The organism is Caballeronia ptereochthonis, from assembly GCF_001545075.1.
GTDB classification, from domain to species: Bacteria; Pseudomonadota; Gammaproteobacteria; order Burkholderiales; family Burkholderiaceae; genus Caballeronia; species Caballeronia ptereochthonis.
On the sequence record NZ_FCOB02000005.1, the window covers coordinates 270,012 to 294,132 of the forward strand.

Annotated in this window: 22 protein-coding genes; all 22 read left to right on the top strand. The window is 64.7% G+C overall.

Annotated features, from left to right (window positions below; genetic code table 11):
- The first annotated feature begins 1 nt into the window (after nt 1).
- The 22 genes from tssA to uraD all read left to right on the top strand — a co-directional run bounded on the left by tssA (nt 2) and on the right by uraD (nt 24,084).
- On the top strand, nt 2-1,036 hold the full coding sequence (tssA, locus tag AWB83_RS07565; protein WP_087043925.1) for a type VI secretion system protein TssA: 1,035 nt from the start codon (nt 2-4) through the stop codon (nt 1,034-1,036).
- A gap of 95 nt (nt 1,037-1,131) precedes the next feature.
- Nucleotides 1,132-3,024: a type VI secretion system baseplate subunit TssF gene (gene tssF, locus AWB83_RS07570; protein ID WP_087043927.1), complete on the top strand. Its 1,893-nt coding sequence runs from the start codon at nt 1,132-1,134 to the stop codon at nt 3,022-3,024.
- Nucleotides 3,025-3,140: 116 nt separating this feature from the next.
- Nucleotides 3,141-5,051 (top strand): type VI secretion system Vgr family protein, encoded by a 1,911-nt coding sequence (locus tag AWB83_RS07575; protein ID WP_087043840.1) that lies wholly within the window; start codon nt 3,141-3,143, stop codon nt 5,049-5,051.
- Nucleotides 5,052-5,079: 28 nt separating this feature from the next.
- Nucleotides 5,080-7,587, top strand: coding sequence for a DUF2169 family type VI secretion system accessory protein (locus tag AWB83_RS07580; RefSeq protein ID WP_087043841.1), 2,508 nt, complete (start codon nt 5,080-5,082; stop codon nt 7,585-7,587).
- Nucleotides 7,588-7,616: 29 nt separating this feature from the next.
- Nucleotides 7,617-8,651, top strand: a complete 1,035-nt coding sequence (locus AWB83_RS07585; RefSeq protein ID WP_159463022.1) for a pentapeptide repeat-containing protein — start codon at nt 7,617-7,619, stop codon at nt 8,649-8,651.
- A 16-nt stretch (nt 8,652-8,667) separates the two neighbouring features.
- Nucleotides 8,668-9,306, top strand: a complete 639-nt coding sequence (locus tag AWB83_RS07590) for a DUF3540 domain-containing protein (protein ID WP_159463023.1) — start codon at nt 8,668-8,670, stop codon at nt 9,304-9,306.
- A gap of 9 nt (nt 9,307-9,315) precedes the next feature.
- Nucleotides 9,316-9,705, top strand: a complete 390-nt coding sequence (locus tag AWB83_RS07595) for a PAAR-like domain-containing protein (RefSeq protein WP_087043847.1) — start codon at nt 9,316-9,318, stop codon at nt 9,703-9,705.
- A 142-nt stretch (nt 9,706-9,847) separates the two neighbouring features.
- Nucleotides 9,848-10,420 (top strand): RNA 2',3'-cyclic phosphodiesterase, encoded by a 573-nt coding sequence (gene thpR, locus AWB83_RS07600; protein WP_087043849.1) that lies wholly within the window; start codon nt 9,848-9,850, stop codon nt 10,418-10,420.
- A 112-nt stretch (nt 10,421-10,532) separates the two neighbouring features.
- Nucleotides 10,533-11,096 carry a D-alanyl-D-alanine dipeptidase gene (gene ddpX / locus AWB83_RS07605; RefSeq protein WP_087043850.1) on the top strand — a complete coding sequence of 188 codons (564 nt, stop codon included), beginning with the start codon at nt 10,533-10,535 and terminating at the stop codon, nt 11,094-11,096.
- A gap of 51 nt (nt 11,097-11,147) precedes the next feature.
- Nucleotides 11,148-12,716, top strand: a complete 1,569-nt coding sequence (locus tag AWB83_RS07610) for an ABC transporter substrate-binding protein (RefSeq protein ID WP_374729095.1) — start codon at nt 11,148-11,150, stop codon at nt 12,714-12,716.
- 23 nt (nt 12,717-12,739) lie between these two features.
- Entirely contained in the window at nt 12,740-13,780 is a 1,041-nt protein-coding gene (locus AWB83_RS07615) for an ABC transporter permease (protein ID WP_087043929.1), read from the top strand.
- Nucleotides 13,781-13,798: 18 nt separating this feature from the next.
- The gene (gene nikC, locus AWB83_RS07620) at nt 13,799-14,737 is read left to right on the top strand and encodes a nickel transporter permease (RefSeq protein ID WP_244197614.1); all 939 of its coding nucleotides are present in this window, start codon (nt 13,799-13,801) and stop codon (nt 14,735-14,737) included.
- A gap of 1 nt (nt 14,738) precedes the next feature.
- Nucleotides 14,739-15,623 (top strand): ABC transporter ATP-binding protein, encoded by an 885-nt coding sequence (locus AWB83_RS07625; protein ID WP_087043854.1) that lies wholly within the window; start codon nt 14,739-14,741, stop codon nt 15,621-15,623.
- Nucleotides 15,620-16,390 carry an ABC transporter ATP-binding protein gene (locus AWB83_RS07630; protein ID WP_087043856.1) on the top strand — a complete coding sequence of 257 codons (771 nt, stop codon included), beginning with the start codon at nt 15,620-15,622 and terminating at the stop codon, nt 16,388-16,390. Before AWB83_RS07625 ends, AWB83_RS07630 begins: the two co-directional genes overlap by 4 nt.
- 281 nt (nt 16,391-16,671) lie before the next feature.
- Nucleotides 16,672-17,064 (top strand): DnaJ family domain-containing protein, encoded by a 393-nt coding sequence (locus tag AWB83_RS07635; protein ID WP_087043858.1) that lies wholly within the window; start codon nt 16,672-16,674, stop codon nt 17,062-17,064.
- Nucleotides 17,065-17,078: 14 nt separating this feature from the next.
- Nucleotides 17,079-17,690, top strand: a complete 612-nt coding sequence (tadA, locus tag AWB83_RS07640) for a tRNA adenosine(34) deaminase TadA (protein ID WP_087043933.1) — start codon at nt 17,079-17,081, stop codon at nt 17,688-17,690.
- Nucleotides 17,684-18,607 carry a muramoyltetrapeptide carboxypeptidase gene (gene ldcA / locus AWB83_RS07645; RefSeq protein ID WP_208636723.1) on the top strand — a complete coding sequence of 308 codons (924 nt, stop codon included), beginning with the start codon at nt 17,684-17,686 and terminating at the stop codon, nt 18,605-18,607. Before tadA ends, ldcA begins: the two co-directional genes overlap by 7 nt.
- A gap of 298 nt (nt 18,608-18,905) precedes the next feature.
- Complete coding sequence (locus AWB83_RS07650) at nt 18,906-19,664, top strand: GntR family transcriptional regulator (protein WP_208636721.1); 759 nt, start codon at nt 18,906-18,908, stop codon at nt 19,662-19,664.
- Nucleotides 19,665-20,014: 350 nt separating this feature from the next.
- Nucleotides 20,015-21,508, top strand: coding sequence for an NCS1 family nucleobase:cation symporter-1 (locus AWB83_RS07655; RefSeq protein WP_087043862.1), 1,494 nt, complete (start codon nt 20,015-20,017; stop codon nt 21,506-21,508).
- A 237-nt stretch (nt 21,509-21,745) separates the two neighbouring features.
- On the top strand, nt 21,746-22,480 hold the full coding sequence (locus tag AWB83_RS07660) for an aspartate/glutamate racemase family protein (RefSeq protein WP_087043864.1): 735 nt from the start codon (nt 21,746-21,748) through the stop codon (nt 22,478-22,480).
- Between the two features lie 135 nt (nt 22,481-22,615).
- A complete protein-coding gene (puuE, locus tag AWB83_RS07665) occupies nt 22,616-23,566 on the top strand; it encodes an allantoinase PuuE (RefSeq protein ID WP_087043866.1) in 951 nt (316 codons plus the stop codon).
- Complete coding sequence (gene uraD / locus AWB83_RS07670; RefSeq protein ID WP_087043867.1) at nt 23,563-24,084, top strand: 2-oxo-4-hydroxy-4-carboxy-5-ureidoimidazoline decarboxylase; 522 nt, start codon at nt 23,563-23,565, stop codon at nt 24,082-24,084. The genes puuE and uraD overlap by 4 nt, the downstream gene beginning before the upstream one ends.
- The last annotated feature ends 37 nt before the right edge of the window (nt 24,085-24,121 follow it).

Sequence of the window (24,121 nt, forward strand, 5' to 3'; positions counted from 1 at the left end):
GATGATGCCCGTCGCTGACGCGGCGCCATGCGGCGTCGATCTCGAATACGATCCCGAGTTCGTCGTGCTGTCAGCGCAGGTTGCCGCGCGCATGGAAGCGCAGTACGGCGACTTCGTCGGCGTGCCCGAGCCGGTGAACTGGAGCGAGGTCGACCGCGCATGCCGGCAATTGATGATGCGCAGCAAGGACATGCGCCTCGCGGTGTTGTTTGCGCGGTGCCGCACGCGGCTCTCGGGCGCAGCGGGACTGGCCGAAGGCGTGGGCTTGCTCGACGCGTGGCTGACCGCGTTTCCCGACTCGATTCATCCGCAGCCCGCGATGGACGAGGACCCGGATGCGGCGCTCGAGATTCGCATGAATGCGCTGCAGGCGCTGACCGACGCCGATGGCTTGATGTCGGACGTGCGCGAGATCGTGCTTGCCCGCTCCAGCGCGACGCGGCTCCAGGTACGGGATATCGAGCGCGCCTTCGCGCACCCGCGTCCGAACGACGCGCTGGCGCCCGAGTCCGTGGCGCGCCAACTGGACGACTTGCGTGCGCGTCAGGCCGATGTCTTCACGGAATTCGAAAAAGCAGCGGCGAGTCTCGCGCGCATCGACGTCTGGACCCGCGAGCGGCTCGGCGCTTACGTGCCGGATCTTTCGCCGCTCACGCAGCTCCTGGAACGCCTGGCTGAAACGGAATCGAAGACTCCTGTCGTCCCGGCCGCGTACAGCGAAGAATCCTCCTCGAACGATCACACGCCGTCCGCCCCGGTGAACGATTGCGAGCCACAAGCGGGCGGCGCGGAGGCGGAAGTGCCGATCGCACCCGGGCAAGCGCCGGCGCGTACGGAGGCATTCGACCGGCAGGGCGCGCTCGCGCGTATCCGCGAAGTGCGGCGCTGGTTCGAGCGGCACGAGCCGAGCAGTCCGGTCCCCCTCCTGCTGCGCCGCGCCGAGCAGTTCGTCGGAAAGCCGTACGCGCAGGCCGTGAAGGCGATCCCGATGGAATTCATCGAGCAATGGGAAACCGATGCAGGCGAGCCGACTTGAGCGAGCGCGCGGCGTGCAAGGCTGCCTTGGCGCTTCGCTTCGTCATGAGATGAGGCTTCGTTGAAGACAAGACACTATCTGGAGTCGCCATGGGTATCGACCCGCACCTGCTGAATGCCTACAACCAGGAGGTCCTCTATCTGCGCGAGCTGATGGCGGAATTCGCGATCGGGCATCCGAAGATTTCGCGCCGGCTCGGCATGCATGCCGGAGAGGTCGGCGACCCGTACGTGGAGCGCCTGATTCAATCGTCCGGTTTCCTGTCGGCGCGGATGCAACTGCGGCTCGCCGCCGAGTTCCCGGAAATCACCTATCCGCTGCTGGAAGCCATCTATCCGAATTACCTTTTGCCGACGCCCTCGATGGCCGTCGCGCGACTGTTTCCGGACGAAGCCCAGGGCGATGCCCGCGGCGGCTTCGTGCTTGCGCGCGGCGCTTCTCTGACCAGCCGGATCGCCGATGGCGAGAAGTCGCAATGCACGTTCGTGACCAGCCAGGACGTCACGATTTATCCGCTCGAGATCGTCGGCGCGCAGTTGACGGGGATCCCGCCCGACATTCCTTCGCCGAATCGCTGGGTGCCCGCGCACAGTCAGGTTCGCGGCGCATTGCGCCTCAGGCTGCGCACGACCAACGGATGCAGGATGTCGGAGCTGCGCGGGCTCGACAGGCTGCCGGTTTGTCTGGTCGGTGAGGAGTCGCTGGCGTCGCACCTGTTCGAGCTGCTGCACGTTTCGGGGTTGGCGACGATCACCGCCATGCCGTCACGCTTCGGCGCGGCCGACGCGCCGTTTCACGTCGTGAACCGCGCGGCCCTCGTGCACGAGGCGCTGGAGCCCGGGCAAGGCCTGTTGCCACTGAACTGGCCGAAATTTCACGGGCACAACCTGCTGCACGAATATTTCACCAGCCCGGCCCGCTTCTACTTTTTCACGCTAAATGGCTTGCACAAAGGCCTCGCCGCGGTCGACGGCCCGGAAGCGGAGATCGTGCTGCTGCTCGATCGGGAGCCGGGGGCGCTGGCAAACCGTGTGGATGCCGCAAGCTTCGCGCTCTTCTGCACGCCGGTCATCAATCTGTTTCCGTTGCGAATCGACGCGCTGGAATTGCATCAGAGCGGCGACGAAGTGCGGCTATGTCCGGTTCCCCTGCGTCCGGCGGACTACGAGGTCTTCTCGATCGAGCGACTGTGCGGACATGCCGAAGCCGATTCCCGGAAACTGGAGTTTCTAGCGCGTCAAGGCGCGCTGAACCAGGACGAGGGCGGCCACGGGCGCTACTACTCGGTGCGACGGGAGCAACGGGCGTCGTCCGGCGGGTCGCGCCGCTATGGAACGCGTACCTCGTACGCATGCACGGACCTGTATGTGTCACTCGTCGATCAGGATGGCTTGCCCTATCCGCAGCCGATCAATTACGTGAGCGCGGACGTCTGGGTCACCAACGGCGATCTGCCGAATCTGCTCGTCCGCAACGGACGCGACGACCTCGAGGCCGTGCCGTCGGCGCCGGTCAGAAAAGGGGTGGGACTCGTGCGGCCGCCCACTGCGCCGAGAGCTCCTTACGCTCACGGCGAGGTCGCATGGAAGTTGATCAGGCAGCTCAACGCGGGGATACAGGCGCTCGTCTCGGACCACGATGGCCGCGCCGCGGAGAATCTGCGCGACACGCTGAAGCTTTTTCTCGCGCCGGACGATCGCGTTCACCGTGCGCAGATCGACGCGATCACGGATGTCGCCGCCGTCCCGGTGACGAAAAAGTTGCCCGATGGCGGCGACCTGGTGTTCGGCAGCGGCGTGGAAATCCGCGTGACCGTGGACGAACGGGGCTTCGCCGGCATCAGCCCCTATCTCTTCGGGCTCGTCGTCGAACGCTATCTCGCGCGCTATGTGTCGATGCACTCGTTCGTGCAGACCGAACTGCATTCGCAGCAGCGTGGCCTGATCGCGCGCTGGCCCGCGCGCATGGGCACGCGCAGCGTGACCTGAAGCGCGCCTGCTCGGGTCTGGATAGAGACGCGCGACGCCTGGCGTCGCCTTACATCAGGAGGTTTGTTTTGGTGCCTTTCACTGCGAACCGGACGCTTTCCGTCAATGGGGCGGCCATGCCGATGTCGTCCGCGGGCGAGCCGCTGCTGCAGCTCCGTTCCGTTCGGGGCACGGAAGAGCTGTCCAGGGTCTACGAATATGTTCTCGAACTCGTGACGCCGGCCGAGCCGTTTGTCTCCGAGGAGACCGCGGCGAACATCGACTTGAAGAAGATGATCGGCAAGCCGCTTACCCTGACCATTCAGCTTGAAGGGATGGGCGCGCATGTCCCGGGCGCGCCCGACCTGGAAGGCGTGGCCAATGTCGGCGCAGGCGAGCGGGAGATCAGCGGTCTCGTGTTCGAGGCGAGATATCTCGGCCAGGGCGGGCGTCAGGGACGCTACGAGATCAGGCTGAAGCCGTGGATCGAACTGGCCGCGAGGCGCAAGGACTACCGGATTTTCCAGAACAGATCGGTGGTCGAGATCGTCGATGAAGTGCTGAAGAGCAACTACGCGTACTCCTATGAAAAGCGGCTCGGCGAGACTTATCTCGCGCTCGAGTATCAGGTGCAGTACGGCGAGTCGGACCTGGACTTCGTGCAACGTTTGATGGCCGAACACGGGCTGTACTGGTTCTACGAGCACTCGGGCGGCTTTCACCGCATGGTGATCGTGGACAACGTCGGCGCACATGAGCCGGTGCGCAGCGAGGCTTACCGGAGCCTGCATTTTTATCCGCCGGGTCATCGCGTGGACCGGGAATATGTCGACGCTTTCGACATTTCCCAGAGTCTGCAAGCGGGTGTATGGACCACGGATGATTTCGATTTCAGGAAGCCGAAGGCCACGCTCCTGTCCCAGCGGCAGATGCCCCAGCAGACGGCGCTCAATGACATCGAAAACTACGAGTGGCCGGGCGATTTCACGGATCCGCGGCAGGGAGAACACCTTGCCCGCATCCGTATTCAGGAATTGCGGGCTCGCGGCGAGCGCGGCGCCGGCAGCGGCAATCTGCGCAACGTGGTGTGCGGATCGGTATTCGCACTGGAGGGCTATCCGCAGCAGCGGGCGAACCGGACGTATCTGGTGCTCAAGGCGACCCTGCACGCCGAAGAAAAGGGCGACGTCACCGATTCCGGGGAAACCGCGTTCAGGACGACGTTCGAGGTGCAGCCGGGCAACGTCATGTTCCGTCCGAAGCGGGAAGTGGAGAAGCCGCGCACCACGGGTCCGCAAACGGCCATCGTGACCGGTGCGCCCGGAAGCGAAATCTGGACGAACCAGTATGGGCAGATCAAGGTGAAGTTCCACTGGGACCGCTCGCCCGCGAAAGACCACACGTCTTCCTGCTGGGTGCGCGTGAACTACCCCTGGGCGGGCGAGAACTATGGCGGCATTCACATTCCACGCGTCGGCACGGAGGTCATCGTCGACTTCGAAAATGGCGATCCGGACAGGCCGATCGTGATCGGCCGCGTGTACAACGCGGCTGCGATGCCTCCACTGGATCTTCCCGTCAACGCCACGCGAAGCGGCTTCGTGTCGCGCACGCCGCTGGGTTCGACCGCCAACGCGAACATGTTGCTGTTCGAGGACAAGGCGGGCGAAGAGCAAGTCATTCTGCACGCGGAACGCGACTACAACCTGTCGGTGGAGAAGGATCAGACGAGCAGCGTGGGTGCGAACAAGGTCTCGACGGTTGGCGGCGATACGACGACGGTCGTGAACGGAAGCTCCACGCAGATCGTGAACGGCGCCTCGACGATGATCGTCGGTGGCCCGCTGACGATGATGGCGCCCATGCAGACCGTGGCGGCCGGCGTCCAGTTCATGTTCACGGGCTCGCAAACTGCATTCACGGGCTCTCAGATTGCGATGACCGGAAGCGCGATCGATACCACGGGCTCCGTGGTTACGCTGACCGGATCGTCTACCTCGGTGACTGGCGTATCGGTCGCGCACGTAGGCCATTCGGTGACGTTCTGATCAACCACCGTCGGATCACTCGAGCACCATGAGATTCATCAAACCGAGTCCGCTCGGCATCCTCACGCGCCCGTTCAGGTTCGAAGGCGGCGAACATCTTGGCATCGCCGTGCCGGTCATGTCGACCTTGGGCGATGCGCCGCGTCTCGTCTCAGAAAAGGAGCTGTGGGACATCGTCGGCGAGGCGCTGAACGGTTACATGCTCGATGCGGCCTTGCCGAAGCACTACGCGGAGTTCCTGTTATCGGCGAACGCCTACGGGAAGTATTGCGATGAAAGCAACACATGTCCCGTCAGCGTGTCGTTCTGCGGCATCGAAAAGCATCTGCTGGTGTCGGGGGACCGGCGCTGGCGTGACGACGTTCCCGCGAGCGCGCAGCCATTCGATACCCTGGCGCTCGATTGGCGGCTCGCCTTCGGAGGGCACGGCTGTCAGGAGAATCCGCTCGGCACGGGCGCCGAAGCGCCTGAAGCGCCAGTGAAAGGGCTGCCCAACATCGAGTACGAAGCCAGCCGCGTGTCGAAGCGCGGCGACCGGGCGGAGCCCGCGGGCTTCGGGCCCATCGCAGGGGACTGGCCGCAGCGCCGCGTGCTGTACGGCGCGCTGGATCAGCAATGGCTGGAGGTGGACCGACCCGGCTTTCCACGCACCATGGACAAGCGCTATTTCAACGTTGCACCCGCCGATCAGCAGTTCATATTTCTCGATGCGTTGCCGGATTGCGGAGCGTATCGGCTCGTGAATATGCACCCCCGGCATGCGATGCTCGAAGGCACGCTGCCGCCGCTGCGCGTGCGCGCGTTCGTGCAGCGGCTCGGTGACGATGCGCTGGAGGAAGTCGCGCTCCGGCTGACGACCGCGTGGTTCATTCCGCATCGCGAGCGCGTGGTGATGATTTTCCACGGCCGCGTGCGAATGCGCGAGTTCGACACGAGCGATATCGGATGCCTCATGCTCGGCGCGGAACGGTGCAATGAATCAAGGCCCGTCGACGAATATCGACGCGTGTTCGATCGGCGCTCGGACCGCGAACGCGGCGCGCTCCATGCACTGCGCGACAGCGATCTCGTTCCTGAAACGCTCTACGACGCAGCGCCGCTTGCCAGCGATGCTCATGTGAGCAGCCCGTTCAAGGACAACATGTTGCGACGCGCACGCGAGGAAGCGTCAAAGGTTTCCTCCTGCCCGCTCGATCCCGCGATCTTCGCGGAGCCTGCGTCGAGCGTGGTGAGCCCCGGGAAGCTGGCCGATTTCGTCGAGAAACAGTTGGCGGACGCAAAAGCAGAACAGGCTTCGGCAGAGGCGCTGCGGCGCGAACTCGAGCAGACCGCGCAGAAGCAGGCCGTGAGTCCGATCTCGCTTCAACGCTCGGCGCCGCGAGGACCGCCGGTTGCCATGGGCTCGTTCTTGCCGCCGTCGGTGGCGAACGCCGCTGTGCCGCCCGAGCTTGGCTTCGACATCGACGAGAAGCTGCGCGAGTCCTATCTGCAAGCGGTTCAGTATCAGGAGGCCGCGCCGTGTCTGGACGCAATCGCTTCCCGGGAATTGCGCTCGCGCGTTGCGGCGATGGCCGCGCGAGGCGAATCGCTCGAGGGCATGGATCTGACGGGCGCCGACCTGAGCGGCATGAATCTGCGTCATGCGCGCCTTTCGCGCGCACTCCTGGAATGCGCCGATCTGAGCGGCGCGGACCTTTCCCACGCAACGCTCGAGGGCGCCGTACTGGCGCGCGCCCGCCTGGCCCACACGACGCTTTCGGGCGCGAATCTGACGCGGGCGAACCTGTCGCTCGCAGCATGTGAGGCGGCCGATTTCGACGATGCCAAGCTCGACCAATGCATCCTCGAGCGAGCCCGCTTCGCGAACTGCAGGATGAGAGGCGTCTCGCTGAAGCGCGCGCAATTCAAGGCATGCGAATTCGATTGCGTCGATATGAGGCATGCGTCGTTAGGTGATCTCACGTTTCTCGGGCAGACCTTGAACGATGTGATTTTCGCTGCATCGACCATTCGCAAGACGGTGTTCGTCGATTGCACACTCAACCGCGTCTCGTTTGCCCACTGCGACATCGAGGGTCTCGGCTTTCTGGAAACGCGAGCGGAAGGCATCGACTTCGCCGACTCGCGGCTGTGCAAGGCGTGTTTCGTCAGGAAAACCGTGCTCGACCACGCGGACTTCTCCAACGCCAGGTTGAGCGAGGTGAATCTGGGTGGGGCGTGTTTGCATGGCACCCGGTTTCGTCGTGCGAGCATCGATCGAAGCGACTTTACCGGTGCGCTTCTGGAAGGCGCCGATTTTCGGAGCGCGCGGATCCACGGCACCCGTTTCGCGCGCGCCGATCTGAGCGGTGCGGATTTCACGGGCAGCGACCTGCTCGGCGCATCCATGCGCCGGGCGGTTCTGAACGGCGCGTGTTTCGATCGCGCGAATCTGTTCCGCGCCGACCTTTCCGAAGTTGCGATGCAAGACACGCGTTTCGACGATGCCTATCTGGAGCAGACCCTGTTCCATCCGAAGCGAGAGGCAAACGCATGAGCCTGACTCGTGAGCAGGTCGTACAGCGCGTGCGGCGCGGCGAGCCGATCAAGGGAGAGTCGCTGGCGGGGCTGTCTCTGGCCGGATGCGATCTGTCGGGCGCGGTTTTCGAAAAGGTTCATTTTGCCGGAACCTGCCTGGCAGGGGCGCGACTGGTCGAATGCATGTTCCTGGATTGCGCGATGACGGACGCCGACTTGTCCGATGCGGATTGCTCCAGGAGCGTGTTTGTCAATGGCGAGGTGGCACGCAGCCGATTCAATCGCTGCCGAATGGATCATTGCCGCCTGAGCGGCACGCAGGTGCGCGAGACAGACTTTTCGTCGATGAGGGCGAGTCACCTCATGGCGCTGAAGGGCGGCTTCGAAAGCTGCGTGTTCGCGGATGCATCGTTGCAGTTCGGCGTCTTCGACGAGGCGCCGCTCGCGCGGGCGGATTTCAGCCGTGCCGCCATCGACCGATGCTTTTTCTATCGGCTCGACCTGCGTGGCGTTCGCTTCGACGAAGCGTCCATGAATGAAGCCATCTTCACCGAGTCGAATCTCGCCGGTCAAAGTTTTCGCGGGCATACGCTGAACGGATGCCAGTTCTTTGCCGCCGATCTTCGGGGATGCGATTTCACCTCCGCCGGCTTGCCGCGCTGCAACTTTCAGAACGCGAATCTCGAAGGCGCCGTGCTGGATCACGCAAAGGCGCCGCTCGCCATCTTCTGCGGCGCGCACCTCGCATCCGCGCGATGCCGGCACGCCGATCTCGCGAACAGCGTCTGGACCGACGCGGACGCGCCGCGAATTGACCTGACCGGGGCCGACCTGACTGGCACGGTATTCCAGAACGCTTGCGTCAGCGCTTGCCGCTTCGACGACGCAGGTCTGCGAAGAGCGGACTTCGTCGGTGCCGATTTGCGCGAGGCGACCTTCGATGGCGCGGCCTTCGAACGAACGCTATTTCATGGCGCCCGCGGCGATGCGTGGCTGGGCCGCCGTGGCGCAATCGAGCGCGACGAGGCGCTGTTCGCCGCACAGGAATGGTCCCGGGAGCGCGACACACCGACCAGAACGTAATGAAGGAGTATCCGATATGCCATCCAATCTCGTGACATTGCCACTGCCTTTTCCAGAGCATATCCGTCAACGGACCGGGACCGTCGTCGACGTATTGACCGACGGGACCTTGCTCGTCGAACGCGATGGCGTCCGACTGCGCTGCAAGCGCGCGTTCAGTTGCCTGATCGACCCGATTGTGGGCGATTGCGTGACGCTGAGCTTTGCCGATACCGCCCAGATCTTCGTGCTGGCGATCCTCGAGCGCAGCGTCAGGAAGGCTGCGCGCATCGGCGTCGACGGCGAACTGGTCGTCGAGGCGACCGATGCGCTGCGTTTCGTGTCGAATGGCCGCGTTCACGTGCAGGGCCGCGATGCGCTCAAGCTCGAGAGCGGGCAGATGGAGTTCTCGGCGGAGCTTGCCAGCATCGCCGTGGGGGATGCCCAGTTGCATGCGAGCAGGCTGCGCGTGCTGGGTCAGGCGCTGGAGTCGGTCTTCGAGCGTATCGTGCAGATCAGCAAGAAGACTTTCAGAACCGTCGAATCGGTCGATCACTTGCGCGCGGGTCACATCGATTACAGCGCGTCGGAAAGCGTGCGTTTGCACGGCAGGCACGCCGTCCTGACGGCCGAGCGGCTCTCGAAGATCGATGCCGAGCAGATTCACCTGGGCTAGGAGCGCATCATGGTCATGGTCAATTCGAGCGCGGGCGGGACGAACTACGCCACCACGGTCAACAGGACGCCGCCCGCTGCCGTACCGGTTGCGTATCCGAACAACGCGATGCGCGCCCAGGCGATTCCCAATGTTCCGCATATCCTGATTTGCGGCGGACCGATTCACAACCAGGCCACCCTCATTCCGGTGACGTCCGGAGATGCGGGCGGTTCCATGGGCGGCGTGTCGTCGGGGACCGTATCGTCGGCTTCCCAGAACACGAACGGGGCTCAAACCGTGCTGGTGGGCGGAAGCGCGACCACGCGCATGACCGATCCCACGATTCAGAACAGCACGAATGCGCCGGGTACGGGCGCGTCCCCGAGCCAGACCAAGGTATTCAATTTCGCTGCCTGAACGCGACACGTGCTTTGCGCGAGGGCGGCAAGCGCGGCATGCGGCGCCGAAGGTTCGCCGCCAATGCAGGCCCGAGCGCCTTATTCTTCGGCTATGATCGCTCTCGTGACGGGGAACGCACGTCCGGGAGGTCGGTTGACAATTGAGTGAGAGTAACGACCGCAAGCAGGCCGAGCGCCTCACCGAGTCCGTCTTCTTCGCGCTTTATCCCGATGATGCCGCCGCCGCGCGCATCGGCGAACTCGCGGCGCGGCTGCGGATCGATCACAGGCTGAAGGCGAGGGCGGTGGCCGCCGACCGCCTTCACGTCACCTTGCATTATCTCGGCGCTTTTCCCGGCGTTCCGGCCGAAACGCTCGCGCACGCATGCGCCGCGGCCGCCCGGATCGCGGCGCCGCCAGTCGGGATCGTGCTCGACCGGATCGAAAGCTTCTCCGGCCGCCGCGCCAGACGTCCGCTGGTGCTCGCGGGCGACGTCACCGAGCCGCTCGCCGCGCTCGAACAAGCGCTCGGCGCCGCGCTCGATGACGCCGGCATCGCCGTCAAACGTCATCCCCGCTTCACGCCTCACGTGACCTTGTTCTACGACGAGCATCGCCTCCCGCGGCAAGCCGTCGCGCCGATCGCGTGGACCGCGCGCGAGTTCGCGCTCGTGCGCAGCCTGCTCGGCCAGTCGCGCTACGAAGTCCTCGCCCGCTGGCCGCTCGCGTCGTGAATTGCCGAAACCACCCGACAGAAAGGGTTTCGCAGATTTTTCCTACGGGTTAAGGTTCGTCTATCGACAGCAACCGCCGCGCGCGTCACCGCTCCGCCAGGATTTCGAACACATGACTCGATCCCGCCTGCTGCACATCACGCCCGAAACCCATCACGTCCAGATCGATCTCGTCTACGGGACCGATCGCAACTTCACCGGCAAGCCCATCTACAAGGCGCAGCACTGCCTGCTGCTGGAACCCGCGGAAGCCGCATTGCGAAAAGCCGTCGACATCGCGCGAAGCATCGGCACGACGCTCAGGATCTTCGACGCCTATCGTCCGCCGCAAGCGCAAAAGGTGCTGTGGGACTTCCTGCCCGATCCGACCTTCATCGCCGAGCTGGGACGCGGATCGAATCACAGCCGCGGCACGGCGGTAGATCTGACGCTCGTCGATCGAGACGGCAACGAGCTCGACATGGGCACCGGCTTCGATGCGATGGTCGTCGAATCCGAGCATTTCCATGTCGGCCTGCCGGAGCAGGTGCAGCGCAACCGCACGCTCCTGCTCGGCGTGATGCACGGCGCGGGCTTCACGCACATCAAGAGCGAGTGGTGGCATTACGAATTGCCGGGCTCGCGCGAACTTCCTCTGATCGACAACGAAGAAAGCGGCCCGCTGCGGCTCATGTAAAACGCGACATCCACAGGACGACATCACATGAAAAAGGCATTGGCAGCGGTCATGCTCGCATCGGCGCTGACGGCGGGGCTGAGCGCACACACGGCGAGCGCCGCCACGCCGAAGGACATGTTCGTCATGGCGACGCTGCTCGACGAATTCACGACGCTCGATCCCGGCGAAATCTACGAGCTCGTGCCGGAGGAATACGTCGCGAACACGTATGACCGTCTGGTGCGCGTCGACCTGAAGGATCCCTCGAAGTTCAACGGCGATGTCGCCGAGTCCTGGACCGTGAGCCCGGACGGCCTCACGTTCACGTTCAGGATTCGCCCGGGGCTCAAGTTCCACTCGGGCAATCCGCTCACGGCCGACGACGTCGCCTGGTCGATCCAGCGCACCGCGCTGCTCGATAAGGGAGCGGCGGCGGTGCTGGCGGGCATTGGCCTCACGAAGGCGAACGCCTTGCAGAACGTGAAGAAGATCGACGACACGACCGTCTCCATCACGACCGACCAACGCTATGCGCCGACCTTCGTGCTGAACGTGCTCGGCGCGTGGCCCGCGTCGGTCGTGGATCGCAAGCTCGTCGAATCGCACGCGAAGGGCGGCGACTACGGCAACGAGTGGCTCAAGACCAACGAGGCGGGCTCGGGCGCGTACAAGCTCGTGAAGTGGACAGCGAACGACAGCATCGTGCTGCAGCGCTTCGAGGGCTACCGCATTCCGCTCGCAATGAAGCGCATCGTGCTGCGTCACGTGACCGAGGCGGCGAGCCAGCGCCTGATGATCCAGAACGGCGACATCGACGTCGCGCGCGACCTGAGCCCCGACGATCTCGACACGTTGTCGAAGTCCGGCGTCATCAAGGCGACGGCCGTGCCGCAAGCGACGCTCATGTATCTCGGCCTGAACAACAAGAATCCGAATCTCGCGAAGCCCGAAGTCTGGGAAGCGATGAAGTGGCTGATCGACTATCAGGGCATCCAGAAGAACGTGATCCGCACGACCTACAAGGTGCATGAAGCGTTCCTGCCCGAAGGCTTTCTCGGCGCGCTGAACGAGAACCCGTATCACCAGGACGTCGTGAAGGCGAAGGCGCTGCTCGCGAAAGCGGGGCTCGCCAACGGCTTCACGGTGAAGATGGACGTGCGCAACGACTACCCCTACAGCGAGATCGCGCAGGCGGTGCAGGCGAATCTCGCGCTCGCCAACATCAAGGTGCAGCTCGTGCCGAGCGACAACAAGCAGACGCTCGGCCGCTATCGCGCGCGGGCGCACGACATCTATATCGGTGAATGGTCGGCGGATTACATCGATCCGCACAGCAACGCGCAGGGCTTCGTGTGGAATCCGGACAACTCGGATGCGTCGAGCTACAAGATGCTCGCCTGGCGCAACGCGTGGGACATTCCACAGCTCACGAAGGAAACCAACGCGGCGCTCGCCGAAAGCGACACGAAGAAGCGCGCGCAGATGTACGAGAAGATGCAGCGGGAAGTGCTCGCGAAGTCGCCGTTCGTGATCATGTTCCAGAAGGTGTCGCAGGTGGCGGCGCGTCCCGGCGTGACCGGTCTCGAAGTCGGGCCGATCAACGATCTCGTGTCGTACCGCAACATCAAGAAGCAGTGAGCACGGTCACCTTCATCGACCGCATGCGCGCAGCGAGCGCCCGGCGCGGCGGCGTGCGCATCGCGCTGGCGCTCGCGCGCTGGATCGCGATGCTCGTCATCACGTTCACGGGCCTGCTGGCGATCACCTTCTTCATCGGACGCAAGATTCCGATCGATCCGGTGCTCGCCATTCTCGGCGACCGCGCGTCCGCGAGCGCCTATGCGGCCGCGCGCCTGCGGCTCGGGCTCGACAAGCCGCTCATCGATCAATTCCTGATCTACGCGCGCGACGTGCTGCACGGCAATCTCGGCATCTCGCTCCTGACGGCCAATCCGGTGATCGACGACGTCAGACGCGTCTTTCCGGCGACGCTCGAGCTCGCGACGCTCTCGACGTTCATCGGCGTGACGATCGGCGTGCCGCTCGGCGTCGCGGCGGCGGTGCGGCACAATCGCATCGTGGATCACGTCGCGCGCGTGATCGGCCTCGCGGGCAGCTCGGTGCCGGTGTTCTGGCTCGCGTTGATGGGTCTCCTGCTTTTCTACGCGCGGCTGCATTGGGTGTCGGGCCCGGGCCGCATCGATCCGCTCTACGACGGCATGGTCGATACGCGCACGGGCAGCCTGCTGATCGACTCGCTCATCGCCGGCGAATGGGATGTCTTCGAGAATGCGTTCTCGCATATCGCGCTGCCGGCGAGCGTGCTCGCGTTCTACTCGATCGCGTATCTCTCGCGCATGACGCGCTCGTTCATGCTCGAGCAATTGAGTCAGGAATACGTGACGACCGCGCGCGCGAAAGGACTGCCCGAGCGCCGCGTGATCTGGCGGCATGCGTTCGGCAATATCGCGGTGCCGCTTCTCACGGTGATCGCGCTCGCGTACAGCTATCTGCTGGAAGGCTCGGTGCTGACCGAGATCGTGTTCGCGTGGCCGGGCATCGGGTCGTATCTGACCGGCGCGTTGCTGAACGCCGACATGAACGCCGTGCTCGGCAGCACGCTCGTGATCGGCGCGACGTTCATCGCGCTCAATCTGCTGACCGATGCGCTCTATCGCGTGTTCGATCCACGCGCGCGCTGACATGGAGAACGTATACGGATGCAATCGCCCGTCAGGAGCACGTCGATGAAGCAGGAGCGCGCGCCGTGGCGCGCCTGGCTTCTGACCGACACGCCCGCATCGCCGCGCCAGGCCGCGCTCGGCCGCGCGTACCGGCGCTGGCGGCGTTTTTCGTCGAATCCGCTGAGCATGCTCGGGCTCGCGATTCTGCTGCTGCTCGTCGTGGTCGCCGCGGTCGGGCCGCTGCTCGTCACGCAGGACCCGTTGCAGCAGGTGCTGGCCGAGCGTCTCACGCCACCGAATGCCGCGCACTGGTTCGGCACCGATCAACTGGGACGCGACATTCTCTCGCGGCTCGTGCACGGCTCGCGCCTCACGCTGGCAATCGCGCTGCTCGTGGTCGTGCTCGTCGTTCCGGTCGGCCTTCTGATCGGCACGGTGGCGGGCTATGGCGGCGGCATCGTCGATACGGTGCTGATGCGCGTGACCGACGTCGCGCTCGCGTTTCCCAAGATCGTGCTGGCGCTCGCGTTCGCGGCGGCGCTGGGTCCGGGCGTGCTCAATGCCGTGATCGCGCTGTCGATCACCGCCTGGCCGCCGTATGCGCGTCTCGCGCGGGCGGAGTCGCTGCGTCTCGCCCAAGCCGATTACATCCACGCGGCGCGGCTGCAAGGCGCATCGCACTTGCGCATTCTGCTGCGCTATATCGTGCCGCTGTGCTCGTCGTCGGTGATCGTGCGCGCGACGCTCGACATGGCGGGCATCATTCTCGCCGTCGCGGGCCTGGGCTTTCTCGGGCTGGGCGCGCAGCCGCCGAGTCCGGAGTGGGGCTACATGGTCGCGGCGGGCCGCAACGTGCTGCTCGACGCATGGTGGGTCGCGACGATTCCCGGCCTCGCGATCCTCGCGGTGAGCCTCGCCTTCAACCTGCTCGGCGACGGTCTGCGCGACGTCTTCGATCCGCGCCATGGAGGCTGACATGTCGACGTCCCCGCCTGCGCCGCTCGCCGAAATCGACGATCTGCACATCGCGTTCGCCGGCCACGACGGCGCACCCATGCCCGCCGTGCGCGGCGTGTCGCTGACGGTGCGGCGCGGCGAGCGGCTCGGCATCGTCGGCGAATCGGGCTCGGGCAAATCGCTGACGGGGCGCGCGCTGCTCGGACTCCTACCGCCCGAAGCGAAGTGGTCCGCGAACGCGCTGCGCTTCGAAGGACAGGATCTGCTCGCGATGCGTCCGAAAGAGCGGCGGCGCCTGTGCGGCACGCGCATGAGCATGATCCTGCAGGACCCGAAGTACTCGCTCAATCCGGTGATGACGGTCGCCCAGCAGATGCGCGAGACGTTCGTCCGGCAAGAGGTGAAACGGGGAAGGCGTGAGATTCGCGAGCGTATCGTCGCGGCGCTGGAAGCGGTGCATATCCGCGATCCCGAACGCGTCGCGGATGCGTATCCGCACGAGCTTTCCGGCGGCATGGGTCAGCGCGTGATGATCGCGATGATGGTCTCGGCCGGCCCGCGCCTCCTGGTCGCCGACGAGCCCACGAGCGCGCTCGACGTCCTCGTCTCGATGCAGGTGCTCTCCGTGCTCGACGAGATGATCGAGCGCCACGACACGGGGCTCGTGTTCATCAGCCACGACCTGCCGCTCGTGATGTCGTTCTGCGACCGGGTCGCGGTGATGTACGGCGGGCGCATCGTGGAGACGTGCGCCGCGCGCGATCTCGTGCACGCGACGCATCCGTACACGCGCGGGCTGCTCGCGGCGAATCCGCCGCTCGACGATCCGCCCGACGAGTTGCCGACGCTGCGCCGCGATCCGGCCTGGCTCACGCAAGGCTACGCCGCCGGAGCCGAACGATGATCGACGTCGAGCGCGCGCTCATCCGCTTCAGGACAAAGACCGGCCACGTCGACGCCGTGCGGGACGTCTCGTTGCGCGTCGCCGAGGGCGAGGTATTCGGGCTCGTCGGAGAATCGGGCAGCGGCAAGTCGACGCTTTTGCGCGCGCTCGCCGGTCTCGTGCCGCTCGCCGGCGGCGACATGCGCATCGGTTCCGATGCCGCGCAGCACGGGCCGCGCCGCGACGTCCAGATAGTGTTTCAGGATCCGTACGGGGCGCTGCATCCGCGCTTCACCGTCGACAGGACGCTGCGCGAGCCGCTTGCGATCAACGGCATCGGCGATCAGGACGCGCGCATCCTCGATGCGCTCGCCGAAGTCGGCCTCGGCCCGGCGTTCCGCTTTCGCTATCCGCATCAGCTGTCGGGCGGGCAGCGCCAGCGCGTGTCGATCGCGCGCTCGCTGATCGTCGAGCCGCGCGTGCTCCTGCTCGACGAGCCGACTTCCGCGCTCGACGTCTCCGTGCAGGCGGAGATACTGAATCTGCTGCGGCGGCTGCATCGCGAACGCAAGCTCACGATGCTCCTCGTGAGCCATAACCTCGCGGTGATCGGCTTTCTCTGCCAGCGCATCGCGGTGATGCGCAATGGTGAAATCGTCGAGCAACTGGACGTGGAAGCCGTGCGCTCGCGCAATGTCGCGCAGGAATACACGCGCCGGCTCCTGCTCGCGACCGAAGGCTATACGCGCGAGAGCGGCGCGCGTCTGGAGCGCGAGCAGGGCGCCTAGTCATCGTGCAAGCACATTTGTTGTGGCTCAGTCAACGAATGTTGCGCAAACGACGCATACGAACGGCAATACGCCCCGTATACGGCGATGGACGGCGAACGCGGGCGGCCCGGACGAAAACCTCGCCGCAGCCGCTGATAGAATAGCCGCTGGATTGTCGAGACGTGCCGAACAACGCGCGAGCGTGGTTTTCCGGCTGCCTTTTGACTTCAGGCTAACCAACGGAAATCGTGACAGGCCGTGCGAGCCCGTTCGCGGGCGAAAGCCGGTCGTACTCCCCGATGAAATTGCTAGATGCTTTGGTCGAACAGCGGATCAACGAAGCCGCTGCGCGTGGCGAGTTCAATAACCTGCCGGGCGCGGGCGCACCGCTCCACTTCGACGACGACGTCCTCGTGCCCGAGGAAGTGCGTGTCGCCAATCGAATCCTCAAGAACGCGGGCTTCGTCCCGCCGGCCGTCGAGCAGCTGCGCGCCTTGCGCGGTCTGCAGGAAGAGCTCGACAAAGTGACGGACCCGGCCGCCCGCTGCCAGTTGCAAGCCAGGATGCTGGCGCTCGACATGGCGCTCGAATCGCTGCGCGGCGGCGGTTGCGTGCCGCACGAGTATCGCCGGCGCATCGCCGAGCGGCTCTCCGAGCGCGCGCTGTCCCGCGCGGCGCTGGAAACGAAGTGATCGAAGCGCCCGATATGCCAGAGGCGCCGCTGCCGGGCGCCGCGCCAGAACCGCCTCCCATCGCCGACTCATGCAGCGAGCGCGACCGCCGCTTCATGGCGCTCGCGCAACGCGCCGCCGACGAAGCCCGTCGCGCGGGCGAGGTGCCCGTCGGCGCGGTGATCGTGCGCGGCGATGAAGTCATCGCCACCGGTTTCAATCATCCGATTCGCGGGCACGATCCGTCTGCGCACGCGGAAATGGCCGCGCTGCGCGCCGCCGCGCAGACGCTCCAGAACTACCGCCTGCCCGGCTGCGAGCTCTATGTGACGCTGGAGCCGTGCCTGATGTGCGCGGGCGCGATCATGCACGCGCGCATTTCACGCGTGATCTACGGCGCCTCCGACCCGAAGACCGGCGCGTGCGGCAGTGTCGTCGACATGTTCGCGAACGAGCAGTTGAATCATCACACGACCGTCACCGGCGGCGTGCTCGCCGACGAATGCGGACACGCGCTCAGAAATTTCTTCGCCGAACGCCGCCGCCTCGCACGCGAAGAGCGCGAAGCGCGCCGCGCGCGGGAAGCCGGACGGCCCGCCGCTACCGATTCCGCCGATCCGACAACGAATCCAACGACAACATCGTGAAATCACGCACCATCGACCTCGTCGCGCCCTCGGGCTATCCTCACGATCCCGCGGCCGTCGAACGCGGCATCGGCCGATTGCGCAGTGAAGGGCATCGGCTGGAGAACGTCGAGGCGACGCGGCGGCGCTTCCAGCGCTTCGGCGGCACGGACGCCGAGCGCGCGGCCGACCTCAACCGCCTCGCGGACCCGTCGCGCCGGTTGCCGGATATCGTGCTGGCGGTGCGCGGCGGATACGGCGCGTCGCGCATCCTGCACGGACTGGACTATCTGGGCCTGCGCAGGCTCGCGGATCAGCCGATTGCGATCGTCGGCCACAGCGATTTCACCGCGATCCAGTGCGCGCTTTTCGCGCACAGCGGGGTCAAGAGCTTCGGCGGCCCGATGTTCGCGGGCGATTTCGGCGCCGAGAACGTGAGTGCGTTCACGATGCGGCATTTCTGGAACGCGATATCGCATTCGAGTTTCACGGTTACGAGCAACGTACCGCAACGCCAGTCCGTGAACGCCACCGGAATGCTGTGGGGCGGCAATCTCGCGATTCTGGCGTCGCTCGTCGGCACGCCGTATCTGCCGCCGGTCGAGGGCGGCATTCTGTTCATCGAGGATGTGAACGAGCATCCGTTCCGCATCGAACGGATGATCTACCAGCTGCATCAGTCGGGCGTGCTCGGGCGACAGCAGGCGATCGTGATGGGCGAATTCTCGGGCGGCCGTCTCTCGGACTACGACAATGGTTATTCGCTCGACGCGATGATCGAGCAGGTCAGGGCAGTGACGGGTATTCCGGTCGTGACGGGCCTGCAGTTCGGGCACGTCGAGAACTTGCTGACCTTGCCTTTCGGCGCGACTGCGCATCTCGTCGCGAGCGAAGGCGGGTTCACTTTGAAGCTGTCCGATTATCCGCACCTGGCCTGACGCCGAATCCCGGAGGCGTTCCGTCGAGCGCCTCTTTTTATGCTCATAATGTGCAACTAACGGTCTTTATTTGCAGCACCTGCGAACACTACGTCCACCAGACGCGGCATAAAGATTGTCAACAAAAAAGTGGCGGCAATGCTGACAAAAAGTTTATAAATTCGTCTCGAGCCGCATGCACATTGGGTTTCATGGCGCCGCGCTGCGTCGACCCGGCCGAAAAACGCCGATCTTTAAAATGAATTGTTGACAATCTTTATGTCGATTCTATGATGGTCATCATGCAAGCGAGCACATCATGTCCGACACCAAGCCGAGTGCTGCATCGAACGCTTCAACGGGTGGCCCGAACGGGGCGAATGCCGAGTCGATCGCCGAGAACATCCGCGCCGCGATCCTCGAGCATCGCCTCGCGCCAGGAGCCAAGCTGACCGAAGCGCAATTGTGTGAAGTGTTCGCGGTGAAGCGCGGCACGGTGCGCCAGGCGCTCACACAACTGGCTAACGAGCGGCTCGTCGATCTGGAGCCGAATCGCGGCGCCTTCGTCGCGAGTCCGTCGCTGCAGGAAGTGCATGAGGTGTTCGAGATGCGCCGCATCATCGAGTTGGCGGTCGTCGAGCGGATCGCGCAGGGGCACGGCACACGCCGGCTCAAGTCGATCAGCGCGACGATCGGACGTGAGCGCCGCGCGTTCGAGAGCCACGACTTTTCCTCGTGGATCCGGCTCTCCGGCGAGTTTCATACCGAGCTCGCGGCGCTCACCGGCAACACGGTGTTGTGCGAGTGCCTGTCGGGACTCGTCGCGCGCTCGACGCTGATCTCCGCGCTGTATGAATCGCTCGGCAAGAGCTCGTGCTCGTTCGAGGATCACGAAGAGATACTCGCCGCGCTCGACGCCGGCGATTCGTCGAAAGCGGCCGGCCTGATGGCGCAGCATCTGCGCGATGTCGAGCTGAAGATGCTGGAGCGGCCGGCGCGTGGCGCGGTCGATCTGAAGGAAGTGTTCGCAAGACCCGCCGAACGCGAAAAGGCGCTCGACACCTGGCAGCAGCGATAGGGCAGCCCGAAGACGCCGCCACCGACGCAATAAAGCAGGACTCAATAATTGTTGGAGACCGTGCCCCGCATTCCAGACGCCGGGCGCGTGGAGAGGCGCATCCGCGAAAATCCGCGACGTGCACCGCATTGAACAGGACGCTCACATGAGCGTGAGATGAAAGCCGCCGTGGGGCGGGCGTGCAGGGCATGTGCCTTGCGCGCTCAAAGTGCCTCGCGCCCTGCGGCGAAAACGCAATTCCGAAGAATGCCGCGCCGACCCCCGAGGTTAGCGAAGGTGTCCGATCGACGCTTGTCATCCAAGCATTTGCCGTTTTTTCATTACGCAAGCCGCCTATAGAAGGAGACGTCATGGCCCAGTTCAGTGCATCTGGCAGCTCAGCCCTGCCGCAATACGAAGAGCAGGCACCCGGACACGATCCGGACCTGCCCGCCGGTTACAGCGACCGCCTCTACAACGAGGACCTCGCTCCGCTCAAGAACCAGACCTGGGGCGCGTACAACATCTTCGCGTTCTGGATGTCGGACGTGCACAGCGTCGGCGGCTACGTGTTCGCGGGCAGTCTGTTCGCGCTCGGTCTGACGAGCTGGCAAGTGCTCGTATCGCTTCTGATCGGCATCGGTTTCGTGAACCTGCTGTGCAACCTCATCGCGAAGCCGAGCCAGGTTGCCGGCGTGCCCTATCCCGTCGCGTGCCGCGCCACCTTCGGCGTGCTCGGCGCGAACATTCCCGCGGTGATTCGCGGGCTCATCGCGGTGGCGTGGTACGGCATTCAGACGTATCTGGCGTCGAGCGCGCTTGTCATCGTCGTGCTGAAGTTCGTGCCGTCGCTGATGCCTTTCGCCGACGTGCATCGCTACGGCTTCGTCGGACTCTCGGCGCTCGGCTGGGCGGGCTTCATGCTGCTCTGGGTGCTGCAGGCGGTCGTGTTCTGGCGCGGCATGGAGATGATCAAGAAATTCATCGACTTCGCCGGCCCCGCCGTGTATGTCGTGATGTTCATGCTCGCCGGCTACATGGTCTGGCGCGCGGGCATCAGGAACATCGGCCTGAATCTCGGCGGCGTGAAGTACCACGGCATGGAAGTCATCCCCGTGATGATCACCGCGATCTCGCTCGTCGTGTCGTACTTCTCCGGCCCGATGCTGAACTTCGGCGATTTCTCGCGCTACGGCAAGAGCTTCCGCAGCGTGAAGCGCGGCAACTTCTGGGGCCTGCCGGTCAACTTCCTGGCATTCTCGCTCGTGACCGTCATCACGACCGCCGCGACGCTGCCGGTGTTCGGCCAGCTGATCACCGATCCGGTCGAGACCGTCGGCCGCATCGATCATCCGACCGCCGTGATTCTCGGCGCGCTCACCTTCACGATCGCGACCATCGGCATCAACATCGTCGCGAACTTCGTGTCGCCGGCCTTCGACTTCTCGAACGTCGCGCCGAAGCTCATCAGCTGGCGCGCCGGCGGGATGATGGCCGCGACCGCGTCGATCTTCATCACGCCGTGGAACCTGTTCAACAACCCGGCCGTGATCCACTACACGCTGGACATTCTCGGCAGCTTCATCGGACCGTTGTATGGCGTGCTGATCCTCGACTTCTACCTCGTGAAGCGCGGCAAGCTGGCGGTGGACGATCTCTACACGGTGTCGGAGGAAGGCAAGTACTGGTACACGAAGGGCGTGAACCGCCGCGCGGTGATGGCGCTGCTGCCGGCCGCGCTGATCGCGATTCTCTGCGTGATGCTGCCGTCGCTGGAGGGCGCCGCGAACTTCTCGTGGTTCATCGGCGCGGGGCTGGGCGCGGTGTTCTACTACTTCCTTGCAGACCGCCAGCGTGCGGTTTGAGCGAAAAGCCCACAGGGAACGACAGGACCTGAGAGAACGCCGGCGCATCAGCCGGCGAAACAGATCGAAGCAGTTTCGTACCAGTGCATGAGACCAGCGTAAGCGCCAAAGCGCCAACGCTGGTCGACCGCGAAGCATGGGACCAGCGTAAGCGCTAAAGCGCCAACGCTGGTCGACCGCGAAGCATGGGACCAGCGTAAGCGCTAAAGCGCCAACGCTGGTCGACAGGAGAAAGCAATGCGCATCAAACTGATCAACCCGAATACGACGCAGCGCATGACCGAATCGATGGGCCGCTGCGCGCGCGAGGTCGCAGCGCCCGGCACGGAGATCGTCGCGGTCAGCCCGACGATGGGTCCGCCCTCGATCGAAGGCTATTACGATGAGGCGATTGCGTCGCTCGGGCTGCTGGCCGAGATCGAGGCGGGCGAAAAGCAAGGCTTCGACGGCTACGTGATCGCCTGCTTCGGCGATCCGGCCCTTTACGCCGCGCGCGAGCTGGCGCGCGGCCCGGTGATCGGCATCGCGGAGGCGGCGATGCACGCGGCGAGCGTCATCGCACCGGGATTTTCGGTCGTGACGACCCTGCAGCGCACCTGCGGCATGGCGTGGCATCTGGCCGAGCGCTATGGCATGACGCGCTTCTGCAAGAACGTCCGTGCGACGGACGTCGCCGTGCTGGAGCTCGACGAGCCGGGCTCGGCGGCGCGCCAGACGATCATCGACGAATGCCGGCGCGCGCTCGACGAGGACGGCTCGGACGCCATCGTGCTCGGCTGCGCGGGCATGGCGGAATTCTGCCGCGAGGTGGAGCAGGCGATCGGCGCGCCGGTGGTGGAAGGCGTGACGGCGGCGGTGAAGTGGGCCGAGGCGCTGATCGCGCTCAGGCTCCATACGGCGAAACGCGGCGACTACGCGCGCCCGCTCGCGAAACGCTACGACGGCGTGCTGTCGGATTTCAGCCCGCGCTGATGGCGGTTTTCGGGAGTACATACACCTGACGTGACCCGGATTATCTGCCCTGATGTATGGGCGCGTCGGGGTCTTTTGGCTACACTCAATCGTCAACAATCCCGTTTTCCAACGCCTAGCTTTCGACGCCCAGCCATGTCACACGATCCGAACTACCCACGCGACCTGATCGGCTACGGCCGCCACCCGGCGCAGGCGAACTGGCCGGGACGCGCGCGCGTCGCCGTGCAATTCGTGCTCAATTACGAAGAAGGCGGCGAGAACTGCGTGCTGCACGGTGATCCGGGCTCGGAGCAATTCCTCTCGGAAATCGTCGGCGCGGCGGCCTATCCTTCGCGTCACATGAGCATGGAGTCGATCTACGAGTACGGCTCGCGCGCGGGCGTGTGGCGCATCCTGCGCGAGTTCGAGAAGCGCGGCCTGCCGCTCACGATCTTCGGCGTCGGCATGGCGATCGAGCGTTATCCGGAAGTGGCGAAGGCGTTCGTCGAGCTGGGGCATGAGATCGCTTGCCACGGCTATCGCTGGATTCACTATCAGGACATGTCGCCGGAGCGCGAGGCGGAGCACATGCGCCTCGGCATGGAAGCGATCGAGCGCGTGACCGGCGAGCGTCCGCTCGGCTGGTATACCGGGCGCGACAGCCCCAATACGCATCGGCTGGTCGCGGAATACGGCGGCTTCCTCTACGACTCCGACTACTACGGCGACGATCTGCCGTTCTGGACCGAAGTCGAGGTGACGGGCGGCGAGAAGAAGCCGCATCTGATCGTGCCGTACACGCTCGACACCAACGACATGCGCTTCGCCACGCCGCAAGGCTTCAACACGGGCGATCACTTCTTCACGTATCTGAAGGATGCGTTCGACGTGCTCTACGAGGAAGGCGACGAAGCGCCGAAGATGCTTTCCATCGGCATGCACTGCCGCCTGCTCGGCCGCCCCGGGCGCTTCCGCGGCCTGCAGAAGTTCCTCGATCACATCGAAAAGCACGATCGCGTGTGGGTCACGCGGCGTATCGATATCGCGCGTCACTGGCGCGAGCAACATCCTTTCCAAAAAGCAAACAACGGGACGGCGGCATGAAGGCGATGCAATACACACTCGACCAACTCAACACCATGCCCGCCGACACGTTCGTGACGGTGCTCGCGGGCATCTTCGAGCATTCTCCGTGGGTCCCGGAAGCGGCGGCGCAACAGCGCCCCTTCAAGGACATCGACGCGCTGCACACGACGATGTCGCACATCGTCGAAACGGCCGGTGACGAAAGGCAGCTCGCGCTCATCAACGCCCACCCGGAGCTCGCGGGCAAGGCGGCGGTGCGCGGCGAGCTGACGGCCGAATCCACGCGCGAACAGAGCGGCGCGGGCCTCGATCTCTGCACGCAGGAAGAGTTCGACAAGCTGCAGGCCCTCAACCAGGCCTACCGCGACAAGTTCGGCTTTCCCTTCATTCTCGCCGTGCGCGGCTACGACCGTCACGGCATCATCGCGAACTTCGAAAAGCGCGTGAACCACGACCGCGCCGAGGAGCTTCGCACGAGTCTCGACCAGATTTACCGGATCGCCCGCTTCAGGCTGAACGACCTGATCCACGCTTGATCCGCTTTCACTGCAAACGAACGTAACGTAAGGACGA

What these genes read in the sequence shown, in the direction of transcription:
- tadA (WP_087043933.1), top strand. Translation starts at nt 17,079, where the DNA reads ATGCCAGAGGCGCCGCTGCCGGGCGCCGCGCCAGAACCGCCTCCCATC.
- puuE (WP_087043866.1), top strand. Translation starts at nt 22,616, where the DNA reads ATGTCACACGATCCGAACTACCCACGCGACCTGATCGGCTACGGCCGC.
- AWB83_RS07650 (WP_208636721.1), top strand. Translation starts at nt 18,906, where the DNA reads ATGTCCGACACCAAGCCGAGTGCTGCATCGAACGCTTCAACGGGTGGC.
- AWB83_RS07595 (WP_087043847.1), top strand. Translation starts at nt 9,316, where the DNA reads ATGGTCATGGTCAATTCGAGCGCGGGCGGGACGAACTACGCCACCACG.
- AWB83_RS07630 (WP_087043856.1), top strand. Translation starts at nt 15,620, where the DNA reads ATGATCGACGTCGAGCGCGCGCTCATCCGCTTCAGGACAAAGACCGGC.
- nikC (WP_244197614.1), top strand. Translation starts at nt 13,799, where the DNA reads ATGCAATCGCCCGTCAGGAGCACGTCGATGAAGCAGGAGCGCGCGCCG.
- AWB83_RS07615 (WP_087043929.1), top strand. Translation starts at nt 12,740, where the DNA reads ATGCGCGCAGCGAGCGCCCGGCGCGGCGGCGTGCGCATCGCGCTGGCG.
- AWB83_RS07580 (WP_087043841.1), top strand. Translation starts at nt 5,080, where the DNA reads ATGAGATTCATCAAACCGAGTCCGCTCGGCATCCTCACGCGCCCGTTC.
- AWB83_RS07625 (WP_087043854.1), top strand. Translation starts at nt 14,739, where the DNA reads ATGTCGACGTCCCCGCCTGCGCCGCTCGCCGAAATCGACGATCTGCAC.
- AWB83_RS07590 (WP_159463023.1), top strand. Translation starts at nt 8,668, where the DNA reads ATGCCATCCAATCTCGTGACATTGCCACTGCCTTTTCCAGAGCATATC.
- AWB83_RS07575 (WP_087043840.1), top strand. Translation starts at nt 3,141, where the DNA reads ATGCCGATGTCGTCCGCGGGCGAGCCGCTGCTGCAGCTCCGTTCCGTT.
- ddpX (WP_087043850.1), top strand. Translation starts at nt 10,533, where the DNA reads ATGACTCGATCCCGCCTGCTGCACATCACGCCCGAAACCCATCACGTC.
- AWB83_RS07655 (WP_087043862.1), top strand. Translation starts at nt 20,015, where the DNA reads ATGGCCCAGTTCAGTGCATCTGGCAGCTCAGCCCTGCCGCAATACGAA.
- AWB83_RS07660 (WP_087043864.1), top strand. Translation starts at nt 21,746, where the DNA reads ATGCGCATCAAACTGATCAACCCGAATACGACGCAGCGCATGACCGAA.
- tssA (WP_087043925.1), top strand. Translation starts at nt 2, where the DNA reads ATGATGCCCGTCGCTGACGCGGCGCCATGCGGCGTCGATCTCGAATAC.
- AWB83_RS07610 (WP_374729095.1), top strand. Translation starts at nt 11,148, where the DNA reads ATGCTCGCATCGGCGCTGACGGCGGGGCTGAGCGCACACACGGCGAGC.
- AWB83_RS07635 (WP_087043858.1), top strand. Translation starts at nt 16,672, where the DNA reads ATGAAATTGCTAGATGCTTTGGTCGAACAGCGGATCAACGAAGCCGCT.
- uraD (WP_087043867.1), top strand. Translation starts at nt 23,563, where the DNA reads ATGAAGGCGATGCAATACACACTCGACCAACTCAACACCATGCCCGCC.